Source organism: Secundilactobacillus mixtipabuli, from assembly GCF_002217925.1.
GTDB lineage: Bacteria > Bacillota > Bacilli > Lactobacillales > Lactobacillaceae > Secundilactobacillus > Secundilactobacillus mixtipabuli.
Genome location: NZ_BCMF01000009.1, coordinates 52,135 through 74,626, shown reverse-complemented (window position 1 = coordinate 74,626; position 22,492 = coordinate 52,135). Strand labels below are relative to the sequence as shown.

Sequence of the window (22,492 nt, the reverse complement as noted above, 5' to 3'; positions counted from 1 at the left end):
GAAAAGGGCGCACCGAAATTTTCGGTGCGCCCTTTTTACTATTCTTTGTAGACTTTATATTGTTTGCCAGTTTCGTAGACGAGTTCGGGATCGTCACCCGTTCGTTGATGACGATTGAGCAAATCGATCATACCGCTTTCGTCTTCGGATAGGTCAAAGTCCAGTTGATAATTTTCAATAATTCGACTAGGGGTCTTTGACTTGGGAATAACAGCGAGTCCGTTTTGCAGATGCCACTTTAAAATGAGTTGGGCAACTGAAACGTGATGGTGGTCAGCCATCTTTTTCAGCATGGTATTATCTAGGGTGACTCCGCGGCCTAATGGGCTCCATGCCTGTGTCACTATATCGTGGTCTTTATCAAATTGGACTAGTGCCCGCTGATTTAAGTAAGGGTGCGCTTCAACTTGATTAATGACGGGCATTTCTTTTGCCTGTGTCTTTAATAGTTCTAGAAGAGCCATACTATAGTTGGAAACGCCGATGGATTTTACCTTACCGTCAGCCTTGAGTTTTTCTAAGGCCCGCCAGGTCTCAAAGAAATGTTGCTGGACCGGCCAGTGAATCAGCAGTAAATCAAGGTAGTTGGTTTTTAACCGCTGCAGGGAATCGTCAACACTTTCGATGGTATTTTCGTAGCCTTGACTGATCTCAGCGACCTTTGAGGTGATGAAAATTTGATTCCGGGGGATTTGTAATTTAGTTAATGTGTCTCCTAAAAGGTCTTCGTTACGATAAAGCTGGGCGGTATCAAATAAGCGGTAGCCAGTGTCAAAGGCGGTTTTGATGGCAGTATCCATCATTTCTTGGGTATTGATCAGGTAAGTGCCAAAACCGACTAGGGGCATTTCGTTTCCGTCGGCTAACTTAATTGTCTTTTCAGTCATTTTCAATACTTCCTTCTCTGATAGTCTTCTTTTCCATTATAGCAAAAGCGCTTACAAATATTGCCATTTCCTTAAAGAAATCACCAGATTGTCCCAAGTAATCCGAAAGTTTTGTACAATATAGGTAAGAGGTACGGAAGGTGGTTTGGGACATGCTGAACTTAACAGGCCTAACAGCAAAACAGGTGCAACAGCGGATTGCTGCAGGACAGCAAAATGAGCCAGCACCATCACTCACGCGATCGATCAAAGATATTTTCCGGGCTAATTTATTGACCTGGTTTAACCTCATTAATTTAGTTTTAGGTGCCTTGGTCCTGATCACCGGCAGCTATAAAAACGAGCTGTTTTTGGGTGTCGCGATTGTGAATACAGCTATCGGTATTTTTCAGGAAATTCGTTCCAAACGCCAAATTGATAAGATGAGCCTACTGTCTGAGTCCACCTACGAAGTTCAAAGAGAAAATGGGATGGTCGAACTGCACCAAGATGCTATTGTGCAAGACGACCTACTCATCATGCACCGGGGAGACCAGTTGCCGGTTGACGGGTTGATTTTGGCCACCCAAGGCATTGAAATTGACGAGTCGCTCATAACCGGGGAAGCAACACCAATCTCAAAGGTAACGGGTGATTCGGTCGTCTCCGGCAGTTTCCTGGTCAGCGGTCAAGCAACCGTGCAAGCCACCCACGTGGGTACAAAAAGTTTCATTAATAGTCTTTCTGGAGAAGTCCAATCTGGTGAGAGCACCAACAGCCAGCTGCTAAATACCATTAATCGGATTATCAAGATTTTAACCATTGTGATCGTGCCGTTGGGCGCAGCGCTGTTTATTTCCCGGCTGTTCAACCATAGTACCATCGACCAGGCCATCCTAGGAACAACGGCAGCCATGATCGGGATGATTCCAGAAGGGCTGGTTTTGCTGACCTCAGTGTCCCTGGCCGTTTCTGCGATGAATCTGGCACGGCGTCGGGTCCTAGTTCGTGAATTACCTGCGATTGAAGGGTTAGCACGGGTTGACGTCTTAGGATTGGATAAAACGGGGACGATTACTAGTGGCAGACTGCAGCTGAATAAACTGGTGCCATTGGATAATCAATCGATAGAACAGTTGAAAGTGATTGTCGGCGGAACCATTAACGCTATCGGTGATGATAACGAGACTGCGCAGGCGTTAAGTAGTGTGTTAGCAGATCCAGGCTGGCAGCCTAATCGGGTTGTTCCGTTTTCGTCCGCTAGAAAATGGAGCGGGGCTAGTACCAGCCAAGGCAACTACGTTATTGGGGCACCAGAATTTATGCTTAAAACGATGCCAGATGAGTTGGCTCAGCAGATTGAAGGGCACGCTGCGGATGGGTTCCGGGTGCTCTGTATTGCTCAAACCACGCAGTTGTCTCCGGATGATCTAGGTGATGTGACGGTACTAGGCCTCATATTAATTGAAGATGAGATTCGCGAAAACGCCGTTGAGACTTTTCGTTATTTCCAAAATCAGGATGTGGCGTTAAAAGTGATTTCGGGTGACAACCCGACAACGGTGGCTAATATTGCTGCGCGAGCGGGTATTAAACATTCAGACCAATTGATTGATATGAGCAGTTTTAGCGACGATATCGATTATGATCAGCTAGTTGCGACCTATACCGTTTTTGGCAGGGTGACGCCAGCCCAAAAGAAGCAGCTGGTAATGGCCTGGCAACGGGTCGGTCACACTGTTGCGATGACAGGTGATGGTGTCAACGATATTTTGGCACTGCGGCAGGCTGACTGTGGTATCGCCATGGCAAGTGGCAGTGAAGCGGCAAAGAGCATTGCTGACTTTGTGCTGGTTGACTCTAATTTTGATGCCATGCTCAATGTCCTGAATGAGGGCCGGCGGGTTGTTAATAACATCGAACGGGTGGCCTCACTTTTTCTGATTAAAACAATGTATTCAGTGGCATTAAGCCTGATCTTTATTTTTATGATTAATGGTTATCCCTTTCAACCGATTCAGCTAACGCCAATTTCAGTTTTAACAGTGGGAATCCCGACATTTTTCTTAGCTTTGGAACCCAATTATCAGCGGATATCTGGGCAGTTTATGAAGCAGGTCATGGTCATTGCCGCACCAGCAGCCGTCTGTGTGGTCACCTATATTTTGGTGGTCGATTTAGTTGGCGGTGTTCAGTTCAACCTGAATTACGCGGAAACCTCAACACTGTCGGTTCTCTTAACTGGGGCGGTTTGCTTAGTTGCGCTATTAATGGTCGCCAGACCGCTTAACCGACTCAAAATTTCACTGGTGCTCTTGATGGCTGGCTGCTTTGCTCTGATTTTTATTTTCTTTGGTAAGCTGTTTTCGTTAGAGAGTATTTTTAACGTGCAGATGGCCTTTTTCTATGTGCCATTACTGGCCAGTGTTTATCCTTTCTTCTATTTAGTTCAGGAGATTCTAGGCAAACGGGTGCTTGCACGGATTAATTGGCGATAAGGATGTTCTATTTTAATTAATTAGCTTATCTGGTCAATACGACTAGATAAACGTGCTATAATAATTATAAGGTCATTTAAAAAACAATCTGAAGGAGTGGCAATCATGGCAGAATTCGATCAGTATAATCGTTGGGAAGTTCAGATCCGGCAGGTTCAATTACCGCATTGGAGTGAGCTACCGAAGTTTGATTTGTATATGGACCAAGTTGTGGCCTTTGTTAACGATGCGATCGGCCAGCTCGGCGTTGAACCAATTACGCCAGCAATGATCAATAATTACGTGAAGCATCAAGTGATCATCGCGCCAGTCAAAAAGAAGTACCAGACGATGCAGTTGGCGGATCTGTTATTGATCGGTTTGCTCAAGCCGCTCTTTTCAACTGAAACTATTCGGCATGGCATTGATCAAGTAACCGCTGGTGATTTTCCAAAGCAGGCTTACGATAACTTCATCGATGTGCTGAACAGCGCACTAAAGAATCTCGGCCAGGGGCAACCTGAAACGCCAGCTAAAACGCTAAACGAGAAGTTAATGCAGGTGGCAGCCGATACGATCGTCAACCGGATTCAATCGGAGCAATTACTGCGGATGATTGAGAAGCCGATTAAACCGATTAAAAAAGTTAAATAATTAACAAAATGGTGCTGGAAATTGCTGGCACCTTTTTATTTTGCCTTAAAATCCCAATTTGACGGGGTTGGAGACATATTTGAAAATAATTTACAGAAATAATTTCGCGAGCATTGATACAAGTATTTTATTTCACAAACATTAATATTAACCGCTTACAATGCTGATTTAATCATGAAAACAGTTATACACATTGCTGTAATGGGAAATTCACTAGGGGGAAATGAGGCATAAATTAAATGTAATTTGCCTATTTACATTTAAAAAATCTATGATAATATAGTCTTTGTGAAAGAGATAACAAAGAGATTAGCCGATATTTTCATGATGGAGGGTTAAGAATGTTAAAAGAAATGAATTCAAAATCAAACAACGAAAAACCTAAAAAGACTGTCAGCGTAAGCGATCACATCGATGCATTAGTTGAAAAAGCTCATGATGCACTTTGTGGTATGGATGAATTTGATCAAAAGAAAGTTGATCACATTGTGCACCAAATGGCAATCGCTGGTTTAGACCAGCATATGCGGTTAGCTAAACTTGCTGTTGAAGAAACTGGCCGTGGTGTTTGGGAAGATAAAGCCATTAAAAACATGTTTGCCACTGAAGAAATTTGGCACACCATTAAGAACGATAAAACCGTTGGTATTATTGAAGACGACAAAGAACGTCAGTTGATCAAGGTAGCTGAACCACTTGGTATTTTGGCTGGTGTTACACCAGTTACTAACCCAACTTCTACTACGATGTTCAAGTCATTGATCGCCGTTAAGACCCGTAACCCAATTATTTTCGGTTTCCACCCACAAGCACAGAAGTGTTCTGTAGAGGCTGCCAAGGTTATGCGTGATGCAGCGATTGCTGCTGGTGCTCCGGAAGGCGTTATCCAGTGGATCGAAGAACCAAGTCTTGAAGCTACTTCAGCTTTGATGAACCACCCACAAGTTGCCTCAGTACTTGCTACTGGTGGCCCTGGCATGGTTAAAGCCGCTTATTCAACCGGTAAGCCAGCCTTAGGTGTTGGTCCTGGTAACGGACCTGCTTACATTGAAAAGACGGCTAACATCAAACGTGCTGTTAACGATATCGTTCTTTCAAAGACCTTTGATAACGGGATGGTATGTGCAACTGAAAACAGTATCATCATTGATACCGACATTTACGATGCCGTTAAGAAGGAAATGAAAGATCGGAAAGTCTTCTTCATTAAGAAGTCAGAACAAAAAGCTTTGGCAGATGCAATGTACGATCCAAAGCGTGGCGGCGTTAAAGGTCCAATCGCTGGTATGTCAGCCGTTAATATCGCTAAATTAGCCGGTATTGAAGTACCAGAAGACACTAAAGTTTTAGCTGCTGAATTAAACACTGTCGGCCCAGACAACTGGCTTTCAGCTGAAAAGCTTTGCCCAGTGATTTCTGTTTACAAGTCTGCTGACCATGCAGATGGCTTCAAGATTGCTAACGACTTACTTCACTTCGGTGGCCTCGGTCATACTGCAGCTATTCACACCTTGGATGAAGACCTCGCTACTGAATACGGGATTAAGATGAAAGCTAGCCGGGTTCTGGTTAACACCCCATCAGCTCTTGGTGGTATTGGTAACCTCTACAACGAAATGATTCCTTCATTAACCCTTGGTACTGGTTCATGGGGTAAGAACTCTGTTTCACATAACGTTTCATCATTTGACCTTTTGAACATTAAAACAATCGCAAAGCGGCGGAATAATATGCAATGGATTAAATTACCTCGAGTATACTTCGAAAAAACATCTGTACGTTACCTCGGCGACATGCCAGGTATCAAGAAAGCCTTCATTGTTGCTGACCCAGCTATGATTTCACTCGGCTACGTTGACAAGGTGCTTGGCGAACTGAAACGTCGTCCAGACGGCTTTGAATATCAACTCTTCTCAGTAATGGAATCAGACCCAACAACTGATACGGTTGAAAAGGGTTATGCGCAAATGAAGAACTTCCAGCCTGATACGATCATCGCTTTAGGTGGTGGTTCACCAATGGATGCTGCGAAGTGCATGTGGTTATTCTACGAGCATCCAGATGCAAGCTTCTTCGGCGCAAAGCAGAAGTTCTTGGACATCCGGAAGCGGACTTACCAATTTGAAAAGGCAACCAAAGCACAATTTGTTGCTATTCCAACCACTTCAGGTACTGGTTCAGAAGTAACGCCATTCGCTGTTATTACTGATGCCAAGACTCACGTTAAGTACCCATTAGCTGACTACGCATTGACCCCAGACGTTGCTATTGTGGATTCACAATTCATCGAAAGCCTGCCAAAACGCACTATTTCATATGCTGGTTTGGATGTTTTGACCCATGCCATTGAATCATTTGTTTCAAACATGGCATCAGATTACACCCGTCCATGGTCACTGCAAGCAATCAAGTTAGTCTTTGAAAACTTAACGGCTTCGTACAACGGTGATTTACAAGCCCGCGAAGAAATGCATAACGCAGCTACCATTGCTGGTATGGCCTTTGCTAACGCCTTCTTAGGTGTTAACCACTCAATCGCCCACAAACTTGGTGGTGAGTTTGGTCTTCCTCATGGCTTGGCAATTGCAATCACTTTGCCACACGTTATTCGTTACAACTTCAAGGAACCTCGTAAGCTGACTACGTGGCCTAAATACGAATACTTCCGTGCGGATGAAGATTACGCTGAAATTGCCAGATACATTGGTTTAACCGGCAAGAATAAAGAAGAACTCAAAGAAGCCTTGGTACAAAAGATTATTGAATTAGCTCACTCAGTGGACGTTACCTTGAGTTTGAAGGCTAACGGCGTTGATAAGAAGCACTTCGATGCATCGGTTGATAAGTTGGCCGAATTAGCATATGAAGACCAATGTACAACTGCTAACCCTAAGGAACCGTTGATCGGTGAACTTCGTCAGATTATGATTGATGAATATGAGGGTAAGGGTGTGGAAAAATAGAGAGCGTAAAAAAAGACGCTTAGCTCCCAGAATATAAGAAGAAGGCCCCATACAGTCTGGTTTTTGGACTGTGTGGAGCCTTCTTCTTATATGGCCGGGCGTTGCCTTTTTTGCGCGTTTCGGCAATGTAAAAGTGGAGTGTCAGTGTGAAAAAAGTAAAATTGGTCGCTTATTTGCCGCCTTCGGCCGCCAGCGGCTAGATTGATGGCTAAGGACAAGTTTGAAACGCTGCTTGACCTTTACATATTCAATACGTAAATCATGCAGAAATGATAAGAATGTTCTTTACACTTAGTGCTGTAGTGTAAAACCACTACCAAACTAATTTGAGCAGGTGAAAAGGATTGACAATTACATTAAATCAACTGTCAAAAACGTATGAAGAAAGTGCTCAACCGGTTCTAAAAGAGGTTTCCGTTCAAATCAACGATGGTGAATTCTTCGTTATTGTTGGTCCATCTGGATGTGGGAAAAGTACTCTGTTACGAATGATCGCTGGGTTAACTTCGATTTCTGACGGGAAGTTAACAATCAATGGCAAACTTGCGAATCAAGTGCCACCAAAAGATCGAGCATTATCAATGGTATTTCAAAGTTACGCCCTATTTCCCTTCATGACTGTCGCAGAGAACGTTGGTTTCGGTCTCAAATCTCGTAAGTTACCATCCAGTGAGATTAATCATCGAGTTGATGATGCATTAGCTATGGTCAATCTATCTGATCTACGGGATCGTAAACCAAAGGAACTTTCAGGTGGTCAACGACAACGAGTTGCTTTAGCTAGGGCAATTGCCAGTGAAGCCAAGATCTGCTTAATGGATGAACCACTATCTAACTTGGATGCACAGCTACGCGCTAAAATGCGGATTGAATTAAAACAACTACAACGGAATCTTGGGTTAACAGTCATTTATGTTACTCACGATCAAGTTGAAGCCATGACGATGGCCGATCGAGTAATGGTGTTAAATGATCAGAGAGTACAGCAAATAGACACGCCGATTAACTTATATCAGCGCCCTAATAATGCTTTCGTTGCCCAATTCTTCGGCACACCACAGATTAATTTATTGAAGGCAAACGTGGCTGAACGTGAGTTGGTAATTGATTCAGCATTACATTTACCAATGACTAAAACGCAGATTAATAATAGTAAAGTTCTTGTCGGTATTCGACCAGCGGATGTGCGTATCCAAATTGGGTCACGAGGGGCCAATGCAAGGGTAGCTACTGTTTCATACTTGGGCAATCAGTCGGTTATCACCGCGGTACTTAACGATTCCCAAACCATTCGTATCGTAGCCGATAGTCAGTTGCAGATTGCTGCTGACGATTTGATTAAAATAATTGGTGTTGAAGATTTCCATATCTTTGATATTAATTCCCAAAAACTAATTGGGAGTCAAAAGGGGGACGTTAGTGATGCTAGAGTCGCTGCCACAGAATTCTAATTTGCAGGATCCAGATGTCCAATCCGCACTAGTTCAGATAACAACGTCTGCTCGATGGCGCAAGGATAGTCTTTACGTAACCTTATTTCTCGGACCATCATTATTGCTTTTATCAGTATTCGTTTTTTGGCCAATGATTAAAACACTGTATCTCAGTTTGTTTCTAACGGATAATTTGGGTCATGCTAGTGTATTTGTTGGTTTAAGTAATTACGTGAATCTGTTTAAAGATCCCGCCTATCTATCCAGTTTAGGTGCAACGTTACTTTACGTCATTGCTGTTTCTGTTTTAACAATTGTACTGGGGATGTTGCTAGCAGTTGCAGCTCAGCAGCATCTGCAGGGGATTAGGTTTTTCCGAACTATTTTTTCTTCGACAATGGGGATTTCGGTTTCGGTTGCAGCCATTTTCTGGCTATTTGCCTTTAACCCATCAGTCGGGGTATTCGCCCAAATTTCACAGGTGTTACATTTACCAGAAATCAACTGGTTGGCTGACCCGCACTTCGCGTTGTTAGCCGTTATTATAACAACGGTCTGGATGAATTTGGGTTTTACTTTCCTGATTTTGTTTGGAGCGTTACAGCAGTTACCATCAAGCTTGTTTGAAGCTGCTAAAATTGCCGGGGTTAACAAAACGACCCAGTTTTTTAAAATATCACTGCCGTTAATCTCGCCAACGCTATTTTTTGTCCTCGTCGTTACCTTAATTGATGCTTTCAAAAGTTTCGGATTAATTGATTTGATGACGGTTGGTGGACCCAATAATGCCACTAATCTGTTAGTATACCGTGTTTACCAAGACGCTTTTCTTAATGGTAACTACGGTCTTGCTAGTACTGAATCAGTTATTTTAACGGTCATCATTGCAATCATTACTTTACTTCAGTTTAAACTTTTAGGAAAGCGGGTGAATTACTGATGGAGATGAGTAGACCGAATGAACCAACGATTAACACTACAAATATCAAAAGCGCAAAACAGCTAAGTCAGTATGCACTGTTGTTGATTTTAACGTTGCTTGTTCTTGGGCCCTTTTTACTAGGGCTTTGGACGAGTTTAATGCCCACCGCAGATATCTCGAAAGGGGCGTTATGGAGTAAAAATATTTCACTGGATAATTACGTGACTGCCATAAAAACGACGCCGATTCTTCGTTACCTGTTAAATAGTTTAGTGATCTCGACAGTCACGATGCTATTCCAAGTGTTACTTTGCTCAATGTCCGCATACGCGTTTGTTTTTCTTAAGTTTAAATATCGTAAACAGCTTTTCATGCTATTCTTGATGACCATGATGCTGCCATTTGAAGCAGAGGTGATTCCTAACTTTTCTACGGTACGAAGTATGGGACTTCTTAACCACTATGCAGCCATGGTGATTCCGTTTTTAACCGCAGCTTTTGGGACGTTTATGTTACGGCAGGCTTTTATGCAGATGCCAACTGAGCTCAAAGAAGCAGCCGATATTGAGGGGCTTTCTCATTGGCAGTTCTACTGGCACCTTGCACTGCCATATACCAAAGTCACTTTAATGACACTCGCAGCGTATAGTTTTCTAAGTAGTTGGAACCAATACCTTTGGCCAATGCTGACAACCTTCAGCGATAATTTTCGACCAGTTCAAGATGGCCTTCGTCAACTGCAGGGACAAGAAAGTTTTAACAACTGGGGTATGATTCAAGCCAGTGCTGCTATAGTCGTCATTCCAACACTGATTATTCTATTTGTCGGCCAACATTACTTTAAGGCTGGACTGAATGAAGGAGCTGTCAAATAATGGTATTCAAACATGAACGCTGCTGGTTTGCACTTACCATGCTGTTGCTGGTATTACCATTGGGAGCTTGTGCTAGATCGGAAGCAGCCAGTCGAACACCAGTTGTTTTCTGGCATGAAATGACGGGACCAGGACAAGAACAACTGAAACAATTTGCAAAAGAGTTTAATGCGAGTCAAACAAAGTATCGTGTTGAACCACAATTTGAGGGTAATTATAACGAGGCGGTGCAGAAAATTTTGCATACCCATGGTACTTCAGCATCGCCTGCAGTATTTCAGTCTATGGATGTTTCGACTAGTCAACTGTACCACGCTAAGATTGGCACACCAATGCAACACTTTATTGATCGGGATCATTATGATATTAACCAGACTTCACCAGTCGCCCGAGCTTTTTATTCGCAAAATGGTAATCAAATTTCAATGCCGTTTAATACCTCTCAACCAGTTCTTTATTACAACGCTTCTTTACTAAAACGATTAGGAATCAAAGCGCCACCAGTTGATCCTTCGTATAGCGATATTACGCGGGTAGCCAAAGCCATATCAGCTAAGTCTCATGGCAAAGTGAAAGGATTAACCGTTGAAGAGTATGGTTGGCTGTTTGAGCAGTTCATGGCTAATGGTAATGAACATTTAGCAAACCATGAAGATGGCCGTACTGGCATTCCGACCAAGGTACAGTTAAATACACCAGGAACCCAGGCTGCTATGAAGTGGGTTCGTGAAAATATTCAAGCTGGAGACTTTATTGATTATGGTGCTGGTAGCCAAGCCGAATCCAATGAGATTGCAGCTTTCTTAGCAGGTAAACTTGGGATTTTTATTCAGTCTTCTGCGTACATCAGTCAACTTTTGGCTGGTACCAAAGATGAACTAGGCATTACTTATTATCCTCACCAGGATGGTAAGCCGAGAAATGGGGTTGCAGTTGGTGGTGCATCACTTTGGATCAGCAACGATAAACCCAAAGATGTTCAGCAAGGTGCTTGGGAATTCGTTAAATACGTTATGACAGCTAAGGCACAGGCGCAGTGGCAGGCAGCGACTGGTTACCTAGCCCTCAACAAAGATTCTCAAAAGCAACCAATTTTACAAAAACTATATAAACAGCACCCATCAGCTCAGATACCCAGTCAGCAACTAGCAACAATTAAGGCTAATACGGCTAACTCCGGTGTCTTTATGGAGGGTGTTATTCAAGAGCGGAATTTAGCACAGACGGCTATGGCACAAATCTATAACGGGAAAGACATCAATAAGGCACTTGCAATCGCCGAAAAGGGATTAAATCGTACAGTTGCAAGTACTAATCAGGCAAACCACTATAAATAGGAGGCACACTATGTCAACTTTGATATTCGGTCACCGGGGTATTCCAGCAAAATTTCCAGAAAATTCTATGCAGGGATTTCGGTACGCTATTGAACATAACGTTGAAGGAATTGAATTTGACGTGCACTTGACTCGTGATCGACTGCCAGTCATTATGCATGATGAAACAATTGATCGAACAACGACTGGTAAGGGTCGAATCTGTGATTACGATTATGATCAATTAAAGACGTTTAAATTAAGAAGTGGCGAATCGATCCCTACGCTATATGAATTTTTGGAACTGGTAAAGAATGTTGATGTGATATTAAACTTGGAGTTTAAAACCGATAAAATTCATTATGAGGGAATTGAAAAAATCGTTTTAAAACAAGTTAGTCAAGCCCATTTACGACATCCTGTCATTTATTCATCGTTTAATTTAGAGAGCTTGAAAATTTGTCAGGAACTAGATGATAGTCAGAACTACTGTTTTTTGACTGACCATACGGTTCATGATCCGCTTCAATTCATGAAAGCAGAACATTTAAACGGATTGCATTTACATCATGCGCAAGCTAATGAAGGTCTAATTGAACGGATTTGGACAGTTAATAACGAAAAACAGATGATCAAGCTTTTTTCACAAGATGTGGATGGTATTTTCACGGATGATTTTGAAAAGGCAATGAGAACGCGAGATCAACTACTGGTCGTTTAAATCTAAGTGAAGAAGCTGATTGATTTGAGTGGACAATTCCTGTCTTTACTTTAGATTTCTTAGTGGCCTGTTGATATTCTGTGGTTCGAAAAAGGGTGCCAAACACTATAAAAGAAATAAGTCGTTTGGCTATTGAAGTAAATAGTCAGACGACTTATTCCCTTTTGATAGTTACGTTTAATCTCTAAGATAGACAGGCTTGACTAAATTAACAGAGAAAATCAATAATGTGTGACTATTCCAGCTACGAAACCCGTTTTCTTTCTTGTGCAGACGTCTCTTCAGATTTCTTATTCGGAAACAGCTTATACATCCACTTAGAAAAGTAATTAGAGCCAATAATTATCAGGTAAACGCCGAGATACATGGAAACAACGAGTTGAATTAAGAAGACTGGCCAGCTCTGGATCGTGATGTTGGTAATGATCAGCATTGTCGTCCCCCAAGCTAGTAACCAGGCGGGGACTTCAGCAAACTTCAGGACCGTTCCCTGCAGGAACAGCACTAGGAAAGTTAAAAAGCCAAAGATAAGCGAACTTGGGATAACGTCTCCCAAGTGAGGGAAACTGATGATCCAGAGGCAGAAACAGCCTAAGGCAATCCCAAATAAGAAACTAACTGAGATATTTAAAACCTTATCCATTGGTGCACCGGCACCGAAAAAGTAAGAGGCTGCAATGAAGGCTGCACCGCTCATCCAAAGGTGAAACGAGCCAGAAATCAGGCAGAAGATGAGGGTTGTCAAACCAACACCGATTGATGAAATCCAAACGTCTTTACTAATTTTCATGATGTCCACTCCTTTACGAAAAGCCAGCCACCTGAACGCAATGTCGTTTCAGTGACTGGCTTTGTTAGCTTACTATATTAGCACGCAATGGTAAAGCTTAATTAAGTCGTTGTGAGACAACATCGACTTTCGATGGATCGCCTTTACGGCCTTCCTTCATAACGATCTTACCGGGGTGAATCGCATGAACTGGGCAAACTAGGGCGCAGAGGTGACAGCCCACACATTTACTTGTGTCAATGGATGGCCGACGAGTCTTCTCGTCCCAAGAAATGGCTTGGTGAGCACCGTCATAACAGCTAATGAAGCAGCGACCGCAGCCAATACATTTATCCCAATCGATTTCTGGATAAACTTTGTAGTTCCGGTCCAGATCTTCAGCTGGCACGATGTTCTTGTTGGCTAAACCAACTAATTCCGAGAGGTGTTCAACACCTTGTTCTTCCATATAGTGCATTAAACCGTTCTTCATGTCTTCGACGATCCGGTAACCATACTGCATAACAGCGGTGGTAACTTGAAGGGTCGTTGAGCCCATGAGGATAAATTCAACGGCGTCTTCCCAGGTTTCGATACCGCCGATACCAGAGATTGGCAGCTGCTCCAAACCGGAAGCAACCCGCAATTGCTGAATGAACCGCAGAGCGATTGGCTTAACCGCTTTACCTGAAAGACCAGAAACAGAACCTTGGCCGTTAACGATCGGTAAAGCTGTCTTCTTTTCGAGATCGACGTTTGAAATGGATTTAACGGTGTTGATCGTGGCAATCCCGTCAGCACCACCAGCCATGGCAGCCTTTGCAGCTGGGACCATGTCGGTGATGTTTGGCGTCATCTTTGCCATCATTGGTAAATCAGACCCGCGCTTAACAGCTTCACAGTACTTTTTGACTAATGGTGGGTTTGAACCAACATCAGAACCCATGGCGTGAGAAGTCATTTGCGGGCAAGACAGGTTCATTTCAATCATGTCGGCACCGGCGTCAGTCACCAACCGTGCCAATTCTTCCCAGTCCTTTTCAGTTGGGCCCATGATGGAAGCAATGACGACTTTATCTGGATAGTTTTCCTTTAATTTCTTTAAATCAGCTAAGTTCTGCTTTAAAGGGTGTTCTGCAATTTGCTCCATGTTCTTGAAGGCAACGAAGGGGGTGCCTTCCTTAGTTAGTTCGTCAAATCGTGGTGAAACTTCATCAACTTCGAAGTCTTCGGGACCAATGGTCTTGAAGACGATACCGCCCCAGCCCTCATCAAAGGCTTTGGCACACATTTCGTAACAGTTGCCTACAGGTGAAGATGATAAGCAGAAGGGGTTTTCAAAGTGAACGCCCAAAAAATCAATTGATAAGTCTTTATTAATCATGACTTTTGCCTCCTAAAATACTGTCGATTTCATCGGCGACTTCTTTTCCTTTTTGAACGGCATAGACAACGGTTTTATCACCTTTAGCGATATCGCCTGTGATGAAGATCTTTGGATCGTGTGTCCTGTAGCCGGCTGATGGGGCTTCGCCGTGTTCAAGACGGATGCCAAGATTTTTGGCGTTGGTTTCTTGCCCAATGGCCAGAATAATTGCATCAGCTTCAACCGTCATTTTACTGTTGATGTGACGATGCTTAAGGGTGACGGTGTGGCCATCAACACTTTCAGGGATGTAACCGTCGATGATCGTAACGCCCTCGCGTTCAGCACCAGCTAATTCTTTCTTAGAAGCACGGAACTCGTCAAATTCTTCGTAAGCTGCGTCTGTGACGTGCTTAACACCTAGTTTCTTAAGCGTTGTGACAACGTCCATGGCAACGTCACCACCACCGATGACCAACGCATCTTTTGGTAATTCGATATTGCCTTTAGCTTCTTTAGTTCTAGCTAAGAAGGAAACAGCGGTTTCAACGGCGTCATTGTTTTCAAACATTGGCAAAACTTTAGCTTCACTAGCACCGATAGCAACGATCACGGCATCGTTTTGGGCTTTTAATTCGTCCATGGTGATGTCTTCGCCGATAACGGTATTGAAATGAATATTGGCACCCATATCAGTGATCCGCTTGATTTCGTAATCAACAATGTTGCTTGGCAGACGGTATTCTGGGATTCCGTACGTCAGGTAGCCACCTGCTTTGGCATTCTTTTCGTAAATGTCGACGCTGTAGCCTTTTTCCAATAGGGTAGTTGCTGATTGTAACCCGGCAGGGCCACTACCAACAATGGCGATGTGCATGCCATTGCTGTCACCCTTATGGAGGATGTGCATATCGGCTGCTTGTTCGAAATCGGTGACGTAACGTTGAATGCCACCAATATCGATTGGGACATCGATGCCGCTACGTGAGCAAGCGAGTTCACAGTACTTTTCGGTAGGGCAGACCCGGGCGCAAATGGCACCTAACGCGTTGTTTTCACGGATGGTTTCGGCAGCGCCTTTCACGTTACGAAAACGAACACTACGAATAAATTTTGCGGGATCAGTGTGTGCTGGGCAAGCAGCAGAACACGGTGCATCGTGACATAGCAGGCAACGGGCTGCTTCTTCCATTACCGTTGTCATGGTATAACCAGGAGCTTCTGTTTCGTACTTTTTAGTCATGGTAATCGGCCTCACTTTGTTGAGAATTAGTAGTGAATTACAATTGTGCTCTTTTTCACATATCTGATGGTTGTAGAATAGCACGCTGTGATTACCGATGGCAAAAGCGCTTACAATTTTGTGCCAGGATACGTCGTTGTAACGCTTATTTCAGTTATATTTTGTGTGAAAATTTGATATAAAATATTATATAAACTCGCTTATTTTCGAGTATAAAAGCTGATTTAACAGGATTTAACTGTTTGACTTAACGTGAGTTGAAGGGCACACAAAAGTTGCCATATCATTTTTGAATAATATATTCTGGAATAGGAATTTTGGGTGGTTAGGGTGATTCCTAATAGTGGTAAATGCGGGATGACCTTATAATAGAAGTATTCAAAAAGGTAAGGAACAGGGGTGAGAATAGATGAACGTGACTTGTTTTATTAAACGCAGGAAAGCACTCAAAATGTCTCAATGTAAGCTTTGTGATGGTATCTGTACTCAAGCAACACTTAGTAAGTTTGAAAGCAATACTCATGTGCCATCACTCACAATCCTGACGCAGCTGTGTGCCCGACTGGGAATGACGGTAGAAGAACTTTACCAAGCTGAAGAATCTACGGTCACACAATTAAGCGGGGCACTAGATGATATTGAAAAGCGGTTGATGATGGAAGACTACTGTCAGGCGTTTCAAGAACTGGCAGTCATTGATCCTGATCAGATCCAGTCAGTGGTGGCTCAAATGCAGTTTTACTACTTGAGGGGATTAATGACCGCTTTGACGAATGGCCATGTAATCGATGTGAGCTATGATTTATCGCTCATCTTTAACGTTCTTGACCCCAAGCAAAAAACTATTTTTACGTCTTTAGGCTTTCTTGGAATGGCGGAGATGTATTCGCGGAATCATCAACCCAAGCGGGCACAGGCATACTTCAATAAAGTCAAACAATTTTTGAGCCAGTTACCTGATGAACAGCAAAACGAGCAGTATTACTTACGGGTACTGATGATGGTGTATTACACCGCTGAATTTGAAATGACCCAGCAGCATTACGCAGACAGTGAACGGTTGATTAATATTGGGGTGGGACTATGCTCTGAACAGCATGTCACCTTTTATTTGCCGGACTTAAAGTTCCTAGCAACCCAGTGTGCTATCGCATTGCATCGGCCAACTTTGACCGTACAAGGCTTAATGAGTGAGACGTTAGCCTTTGCTAAAATTAATCAAAATGAAGTTGTGGAAGTTAAACTGGCAGCCTTAAAGCGGCAATTGGAAAAAGGCCAGTTGCGTGAAGCTTAGTGATATTTAAAAAAGACTCGTTCCAGTGACACCTCTTATTGAGGAGGTATGACTGGTACGGGTCTTTTTAAAAATTAACGATACCATTCTTAACAGCATATTTAACTAATTTTGCGTGAGAAGGATAATCGAGTTTACGCATAATGTTAGCTTTATGTGCCTCAACCGTTTTGGTGGTAATAAACAGCCGACTGGCAATCTCTTTATTTGACCAGCTTAAAACCATTAGTGGTAGGACTTCTCGTTCCCGGCTGGATAGCGCGTTATAATAGTAGAGCTGCTCGTCAGCCTGAGCTGAGTCAATCCGTTTAAAGTCAGCCGGTGTCAGCACGATGTTTTGGTCAACAAAAATTCGGTTTTTGACCACGGTTGTGAGTGCATCAATAAACTCTGACTCGGGTGAATTCTTTAAAACGTAGCCAGCAGCACCATAGTGGAGACTATCATCGATGTAGTGATGCTCATCATGGGCGGTATTGATCAGTACTTTAACGTCAGGGTAATCTTCATGAATTCGCTGAGTAGCGCTGATACCGCACTCACCAGGAGGCATGGTCATTGCCATCACCACCACATCAATACCGCCTTCGGCAACTTTTACGTAAGCATCCGTGGCGTCGCTAACTTCAGCCATGACTTTAAAATTTGGCTGGGCATCAATAATGGCTTTTAGGCCAACCCGATAAATGGGATGATTGTCAGCAATTAGCACACGATACATAGTCATTAGCTCCTTTCTATAGTTTTGATTAAGATTATATATAACACCGACATTCAGAGATTAATTACCTCAATAATACCATGTGTTGATGGCTAAGAAAGCGATTTCATCCCATTTCTTTCAATCTTTTTAGAGTTGTGTTAGACTTAAAGAAAAATGAGAGAATCATGAATTTAAATTGAGAGTGGTGGTTCAAAGTGAACGACAGTATCTACTTGCTAACGCCAGAAGATAAAAATTTCATTTCTCATGTTTGTCGTAATTTACAGACATTTACACTATGGGTTGATGAATCTGGACATTCTGAAGACTTTAAATTAAAAGAAGCACGTGAAAGTAGTGCAGACTATTTATTAAACACATTGTTAGAAAAATATCACATTGAGCTGACTGATAAGCAAAAAGCTGAAAAATTACTGGCAACTGGGAGCTTAGCAGTCAAAGACATCAACGTTGTTACGGTGATTCAAGAAATTGCCCGGCTGATTGACACGTTTGCGGCAAGCGTCTCTTAGTCGAAGGTATTAATGTGAGAACATAGATATAAGCTGACCATAAGTCTATATCGACAAGAAGTTAATTTAATTTCTTGTCCCACACTCATCCGAAAATTTGCTTTAGAACATTACTTAAATATAGCCTTAGCCGGCTCTACAACTCAGATTCCGGCCATATAACACCAAACGACGCCATCCCGATAAAGCCCATCGGAATGACGTCGTTTGGTGTTATATTCTGGAATCTACCGAGTTGTGTCACAGCCTCTTGTGTTCTTCTCATACTGTGAAGGCGACAATTTGGTATACTACAGTTAACTCATTTTGGATAACAGGAAAGAGGATTAGCCATGCTTAGTTATTTTGCCTTGATTACACTTGTTAAATTATCAGGGTTATTGATTCCGTTTATTTGGTTCCTATGGATCAGTAACCGGCGATGGCGGCTTTGGGGGATCGTCACCATTGTCGTGCTCTTTATTGTGAGCTATATCAACACCTACTTTAATTTGCCAGATTTGGCCTACCCATCGTTAATTGATGGCTGGTTGATGTGGTTAATTGGCGGTTTTGTGGTGACAGCGGTGTTACGGCGATTTGTTTTCAATCCGAATGCCGTCAAAGAACGGGCACTTAACGAAGATAATTATTTTAGTCGTTTATTACGCAATTTTGGTATCACGATTGGCTGGCTTGGCCGGTTAGTTGGCGCAGCTGTTGCAGCAATCGTCGCAGTTATGATCCTTAGCGGTGTGGCTTCAGTTGTGACTTCAATGAATCCCAAGCCCGCAGTCAATTCAATCAAAACTGAAATGAATAATTCCACGGATGGCGCGCCAATGCCAGTCATCAAGAATAGTGCTGAGACGCCCGTTGTCAACGCACCGCAAACGGTCTCTACTGACATGAATAACTCACTGAACAGTTTTAAGAATTCTAACGTCTATGATTTGAACCATATGCGAGTACAGATGTACAGGGGCAAGATGGTATACGTCGCACCGGTTGAATTTTCAGGTGGCTTCTGGCGCTATATTCACTACCAAAAAGTCCCAGGTTATTTCATGACTAATGCCACGGACAAGAATGCTGATCCTAAATTTATGCCTAAAGCGATGCGTTATACGCCAAGTGCCTATTTTAACCGCGATGCAGATCGGCGAATTAATGCTTATAGTATGGGCTACACGATGGTGGGTGACACTTCTCAGCTTGAAGTGGATAACAACGGCACGCCTTACTACGTTAGAACGTTAGCGAAGCCCCTTTCTTACTTTAACCGTAACCTTGATTTTAAGCACTATAAAGTGGCTGTTTTGAATACGATCAATGGTAAGGTGAAGGTTTACTCGCCAAATAAAGTTCCGAAGTTTGTGGACGTTGCAGCGACACCGGAACTGGTTGAAAAAGAGGTTTCTATGTTTGGCCGTTACCGGCACGGTTTCTGGAACGCAACTAGTTTCGGGGGTCATAATGATGTGATGCAGCCAACCAAGGCGGGTACTGAAGGCGGCGATACCTTAACACCGTATGCATATAAGGGTCGTGTCTACTACTTCACGGGAATGACCAGTGTGAATAGCCATCAAAGTTCTATCTTGGGTTACGCCTTTGTGGATGCTCGAACCAATACGCTTCATTACTACCGTGAGCACGGTAACGTCATGACGCCAGAACGGGCGATTTCATACGCGCAGCAAGATATTAACCCGCAAAACTATAAGGGGACCTTACCGTTACTGTACAGAATCAATGGCAATCCGACCTGGGTTGTTTCCATGCTTGACCGGGATAATAACTCCTTTATGAAATTTGTTTATCTACTGGCGGATGGAAATAACCAAAGCGGGACCTATGCCATTGGCGATGATGCCCAGAGTACGCTGGAAATTTTCCAGCAGCGGGTCGGCGCTAAGACAGGCGCAATATCTGCGCCGAAAGTGACCGGTAAGACGATTTCTGGAACCGTCGAACGAGTGGTCAAACCCGATGATAAGCAGATCTTGTTTATCTTAAAGGGTGACAGCCACGTTTACCGGATGGATACTTCCGCAAAGACTTTCCAGCCAATTGATCAGTTCATTCAGGCTGGTGATAAGGTCAGCTTTAAAGCCACTGCTTCAGATAAGAACCAGCTGGCAACGGCAAATGTTGGCCTGGAAACCTATAAGAACCAGTCGATTAAGACACAGAAATAACGAGTAATCATAAGCGGTAAGCTCTGGATAAATGAGCTTACCGCTTTTTTGAATTGGATAGTTGACTTATTTTTAAATGTCAGTATACTGTTCAAGGTGATGTAGTTAGCCGGCTAATTAAATGATAGAGGTCTGAAAAAGATGGAAAAAGGTAATTTCAAAGACCGTCCGAATGCTACTCGGTTAGCGCTAAGTATCAGTAAGGTTAATTCCGACATTGATATTGATACCGTACAGCAGTTTTTGAACTTTCAGTATTCATATCGTGAGATGCAGCGCCAATATGACGCGGTGTTAGCGAAGTACCAGTTAACGGAATCGCGATTCGTGATTTTGATGTTTCTTTACGAAGCACCGCATCGGCAGTTATTGCCACTGCAACTCGCTGAAAAATTAGGTGCCACTAGAGCAACTGTCAGCAAGCTATTAAGGGGGTTAGTGGACCAAGGACGGGTTAATAAACAACCGTCCCCGACCGATAAGCGAGCTACCTTAATTGGGTTAACGGCGGAAGGCGAAAGAGTTTTGCTGGACTTTTTACCGCATAATTTTAGTGCCGTCAAAACCTTATTTGGTGATTTATCTTCGAACGAATTAACCACACTGTCACATTTACTAGCAAAGATTCAGAATGGTACACAGACACTGGAACAAGAAATGGAGAAATAAACATGGAAAACGAAAAAATTAACTTCTTGGAAACTTATCTGAGTCTCTACATTGGTCATGACGAGGTTTTACCAGAAATGCAAAAACCAGACTCAAAGTACGTTGTGTTAGACGTTAGAAACGCCCCAGCCCAAATCAAAAAGGACCAAATTAAGGGTGCCGTTGCTATTGCTGCTAAGGATCTTTCTGATCATCTTAATGAGCTGGATAAATCTAAGACTTATGTGGTATATGATTGGACTGCTGGTACGACACTGGGCAAAGCAGCCTTGCTGACCTTACTTTCAGCTGGCTTTAAGGCTTACGAACTTTCATGTGCCTTAGAAGGCTGGAAGGGTATGCATTTGCCAACTGAACCAGTGGCATAAATCAATATTAAACGTTAAAAGCAGCAGACAAATAAAAAGGATGTATTCTCACCGGTATTAGTGAGGACACATCCTTTTTAATAGTTTAGCTCATTATTTAGCAGCTTTTTCCGCAGCTTCAATTTCAGCTAAAGTTGGAATTGAAGGGTGAGCACCCATCCGTTGAACGGTGATGGATGACGCACGGTTAGCAAAGCGGATAGCTTCAGGCAGGTTGCTGAAGTCTGGCTTCAACTGAGAACTTAAAGCACCGATGAAGGTATCACCAGCAGCAGTCGTATCAACAGCATTGACCTTGAAAGCGTCAACGAAGCCGTAGTTACCATCAGCGGTGTGGTAGAAGGCACCCTTACTACCAACGGTGATGATGACACCCTTAGCGCCCATCGCATGGAGCTTTTCGGCGCCTTTGATCATAGAAGCTTCGTCAGTGATCTCAACACCAGTTAAGGTTTGGCATTCAGTTTCGTTTGGCACAACCAGGTCACTAACAGCTAAGAGGCTAGCTGGAATCGTTTCCTGAGCGGGAGCTGGATTCAAAATAGTGACAACGTTGTTTTCCTTAGCAACTTTGAAAGCTGCTTCGGCAACGTCAAGCGGTGTTTCAAATTGGGTAATGATGAAATCACTCTTAGCGATCGTGTCCTTAGCGTTATCAACGTCTTTAGTTGATAAGACTTGGTTAGCACCACCATAAACAAGGATTGAATTTTGACCGTTCTTATCAAGCAAAATGAATGCTTGACCAGTCTTGGCATCGTCAGTAACGGTGATTTGGTCCACATTAATACCAGAATCAGTCATTGATTTCACCATAAACTTACCGTTAGCGTCATCACCGATTTTACCAATAAAGTAGGTGTCGGCACCTGCACGGCCAGCAGCGATACCTTGGTTAGAACCCTTACCGCCACCAGCGAATGATTGATCACCCATAGCTAAAGTCTCACCAGGCTTTGGCAAGCGTGGGATTTCAAGGATAGTATCCACATTTAAACTACCAATTACAGTTACACGATTAGTCATCTTAATAAGCCTCATTTCAAATTGTGATTTAATTTACGATTAAAGTTAAGTAAAACGTTTTACGTATCTTGCTCTTAATAATATAGCAGATAGTGTAAGCTGTTTCAATAATTC

The 22,492-nt window shown here is 43.0% G+C and carries 19 protein-coding genes; 13 read left to right on the top strand and 6 right to left on the bottom strand.

All coding sequences use genetic code 11. The features are described 5' to 3' along the window. Positions 1-38 precede the first annotated feature (38 nt). Positions 39-887: an aldo/keto reductase gene (locus IWT5_RS09520; RefSeq protein WP_225360265.1), complete on the bottom strand. Its 849-nt coding sequence runs from the start codon at positions 885-887 to the stop codon at positions 39-41. Between the two features lie 152 nt (positions 888-1,039). Here IWT5_RS09520 and IWT5_RS09515 point away from each other — a divergent pair, with 152 nt between their 5' ends. The 8 genes from IWT5_RS09515 (at position 1,040) to IWT5_RS09480 (ending at position 12,227) form a co-directional block, all read left to right on the top strand. Then, the gene (locus IWT5_RS09515) at positions 1,040-3,364 is read left to right on the top strand and encodes a cation-translocating P-type ATPase (protein ID WP_089109758.1); all 2,325 of its coding nucleotides are present in this window, start codon (positions 1,040-1,042) and stop codon (positions 3,362-3,364) included. A gap of 105 nt (positions 3,365-3,469) precedes the next feature. Further along, on the top strand, positions 3,470-3,997 hold the full coding sequence (locus tag IWT5_RS09510) for a DUF1836 domain-containing protein (RefSeq protein ID WP_089109717.1): 528 nt from the start codon (positions 3,470-3,472) through the stop codon (positions 3,995-3,997). Positions 3,998-4,350: 353 nt separating this feature from the next. After that, positions 4,351-6,960: a bifunctional acetaldehyde-CoA/alcohol dehydrogenase gene (gene adhE, locus IWT5_RS09505; protein WP_439959101.1), complete on the top strand. Its 2,610-nt coding sequence runs from the start codon at positions 4,351-4,353 to the stop codon at positions 6,958-6,960. Positions 6,961-7,304: 344 nt separating this feature from the next. Further along, a complete protein-coding gene (locus IWT5_RS09500; RefSeq protein ID WP_089109715.1) occupies positions 7,305-8,411 on the top strand; it encodes an ABC transporter ATP-binding protein in 1,107 nt (368 codons plus the stop codon). Continuing rightward, positions 8,395-9,333, top strand: coding sequence for a carbohydrate ABC transporter permease (locus IWT5_RS09495; RefSeq protein WP_439959100.1), 939 nt, complete (start codon positions 8,395-8,397; stop codon positions 9,331-9,333). The genes IWT5_RS09500 and IWT5_RS09495 overlap by 17 nt, the downstream gene beginning before the upstream one ends. 5 nt (positions 9,334-9,338) lie before the next feature. Then, positions 9,339-10,190: a carbohydrate ABC transporter permease gene (locus IWT5_RS09490; protein WP_089109757.1), complete on the top strand. Its 852-nt coding sequence runs from the start codon at positions 9,339-9,341 to the stop codon at positions 10,188-10,190. After that, a complete protein-coding gene (locus IWT5_RS09485; RefSeq protein WP_089109713.1) occupies positions 10,190-11,527 on the top strand; it encodes an extracellular solute-binding protein in 1,338 nt (445 codons plus the stop codon). Before IWT5_RS09490 ends, IWT5_RS09485 begins: the two co-directional genes overlap by 1 nt. A gap of 10 nt (positions 11,528-11,537) precedes the next feature. After that, the gene (locus tag IWT5_RS09480) at positions 11,538-12,227 is read left to right on the top strand and encodes a glycerophosphodiester phosphodiesterase (protein WP_089109712.1); all 690 of its coding nucleotides are present in this window, start codon (positions 11,538-11,540) and stop codon (positions 12,225-12,227) included. A gap of 244 nt (positions 12,228-12,471) precedes the next feature. Here IWT5_RS09480 and IWT5_RS09475 read toward each other — a convergent pair whose 3' ends face one another. The 3 genes from IWT5_RS09475 to IWT5_RS09465 all read right to left on the bottom strand — a co-directional run bounded on the left by IWT5_RS09475 (position 12,472) and on the right by IWT5_RS09465 (position 15,605). Further along, complete coding sequence (locus IWT5_RS09475; protein WP_089109711.1) at positions 12,472-13,017, bottom strand: DUF1097 domain-containing protein; 546 nt, start codon at positions 13,015-13,017, stop codon at positions 12,472-12,474. Between the two features lie 97 nt (positions 13,018-13,114). Then, positions 13,115-14,380 (bottom strand): NAD-dependent dihydropyrimidine dehydrogenase subunit PreA, encoded by a 1,266-nt coding sequence (gene preA, locus IWT5_RS09470; RefSeq protein WP_089109710.1) that lies wholly within the window; start codon positions 14,378-14,380, stop codon positions 13,115-13,117. After that, the gene (locus IWT5_RS09465; RefSeq protein ID WP_089109709.1) at positions 14,373-15,605 is read right to left on the bottom strand and encodes an FAD-dependent oxidoreductase; all 1,233 of its coding nucleotides are present in this window, start codon (positions 15,603-15,605) and stop codon (positions 14,373-14,375) included. The genes preA and IWT5_RS09465 overlap by 8 nt, the downstream gene beginning before the upstream one ends. Positions 15,606-16,014: 409 nt before the next feature. Here IWT5_RS09465 and IWT5_RS09460 point away from each other — a divergent pair, with 409 nt between their 5' ends. Further along, entirely contained in the window at positions 16,015-16,899 is an 885-nt protein-coding gene (locus tag IWT5_RS09460; protein WP_089109708.1) for a helix-turn-helix domain-containing protein, read from the top strand. Between the two features lie 67 nt (positions 16,900-16,966). On the opposite strand, the gene IWT5_RS09455 is transcribed toward IWT5_RS09460, so the two are convergent. Next, positions 16,967-17,620 (bottom strand): response regulator, encoded by a 654-nt coding sequence (locus IWT5_RS09455; protein WP_089109707.1) that lies wholly within the window; start codon positions 17,618-17,620, stop codon positions 16,967-16,969. A 197-nt stretch (positions 17,621-17,817) separates the two neighbouring features. On the opposite strand from IWT5_RS09455, the gene IWT5_RS09450 reads away from it, so the two are divergent. The 4 genes from IWT5_RS09450 to IWT5_RS09435 all read left to right on the top strand — a co-directional run bounded on the left by IWT5_RS09450 (position 17,818) and on the right by IWT5_RS09435 (position 21,352). Beyond that, the gene (locus IWT5_RS09450) at positions 17,818-18,135 is read left to right on the top strand and encodes a hypothetical protein (protein WP_089109706.1); all 318 of its coding nucleotides are present in this window, start codon (positions 17,818-17,820) and stop codon (positions 18,133-18,135) included. Between the two features lie 332 nt (positions 18,136-18,467). Next, positions 18,468-20,315 (top strand): hypothetical protein, encoded by a 1,848-nt coding sequence (locus IWT5_RS09445; RefSeq protein ID WP_089109705.1) that lies wholly within the window; start codon positions 18,468-18,470, stop codon positions 20,313-20,315. 141 nt (positions 20,316-20,456) lie between these two features. Then, a complete protein-coding gene (locus IWT5_RS09440; RefSeq protein ID WP_089109704.1) occupies positions 20,457-20,984 on the top strand; it encodes a MarR family winged helix-turn-helix transcriptional regulator in 528 nt (175 codons plus the stop codon). 2 nt (positions 20,985-20,986) lie between these two features. Then, positions 20,987-21,352: a rhodanese-like domain-containing protein gene (locus IWT5_RS09435; RefSeq protein WP_089109703.1), complete on the top strand. Its 366-nt coding sequence runs from the start codon at positions 20,987-20,989 to the stop codon at positions 21,350-21,352. A 93-nt stretch (positions 21,353-21,445) separates the two neighbouring features. Here IWT5_RS09435 and rbsK read toward each other — a convergent pair whose 3' ends face one another. Beyond that, positions 21,446-22,378: a ribokinase gene (gene rbsK, locus IWT5_RS09430; protein WP_089109702.1), complete on the bottom strand. Its 933-nt coding sequence runs from the start codon at positions 22,376-22,378 to the stop codon at positions 21,446-21,448. Positions 22,379-22,492: the final 114 nt, after the last annotated feature.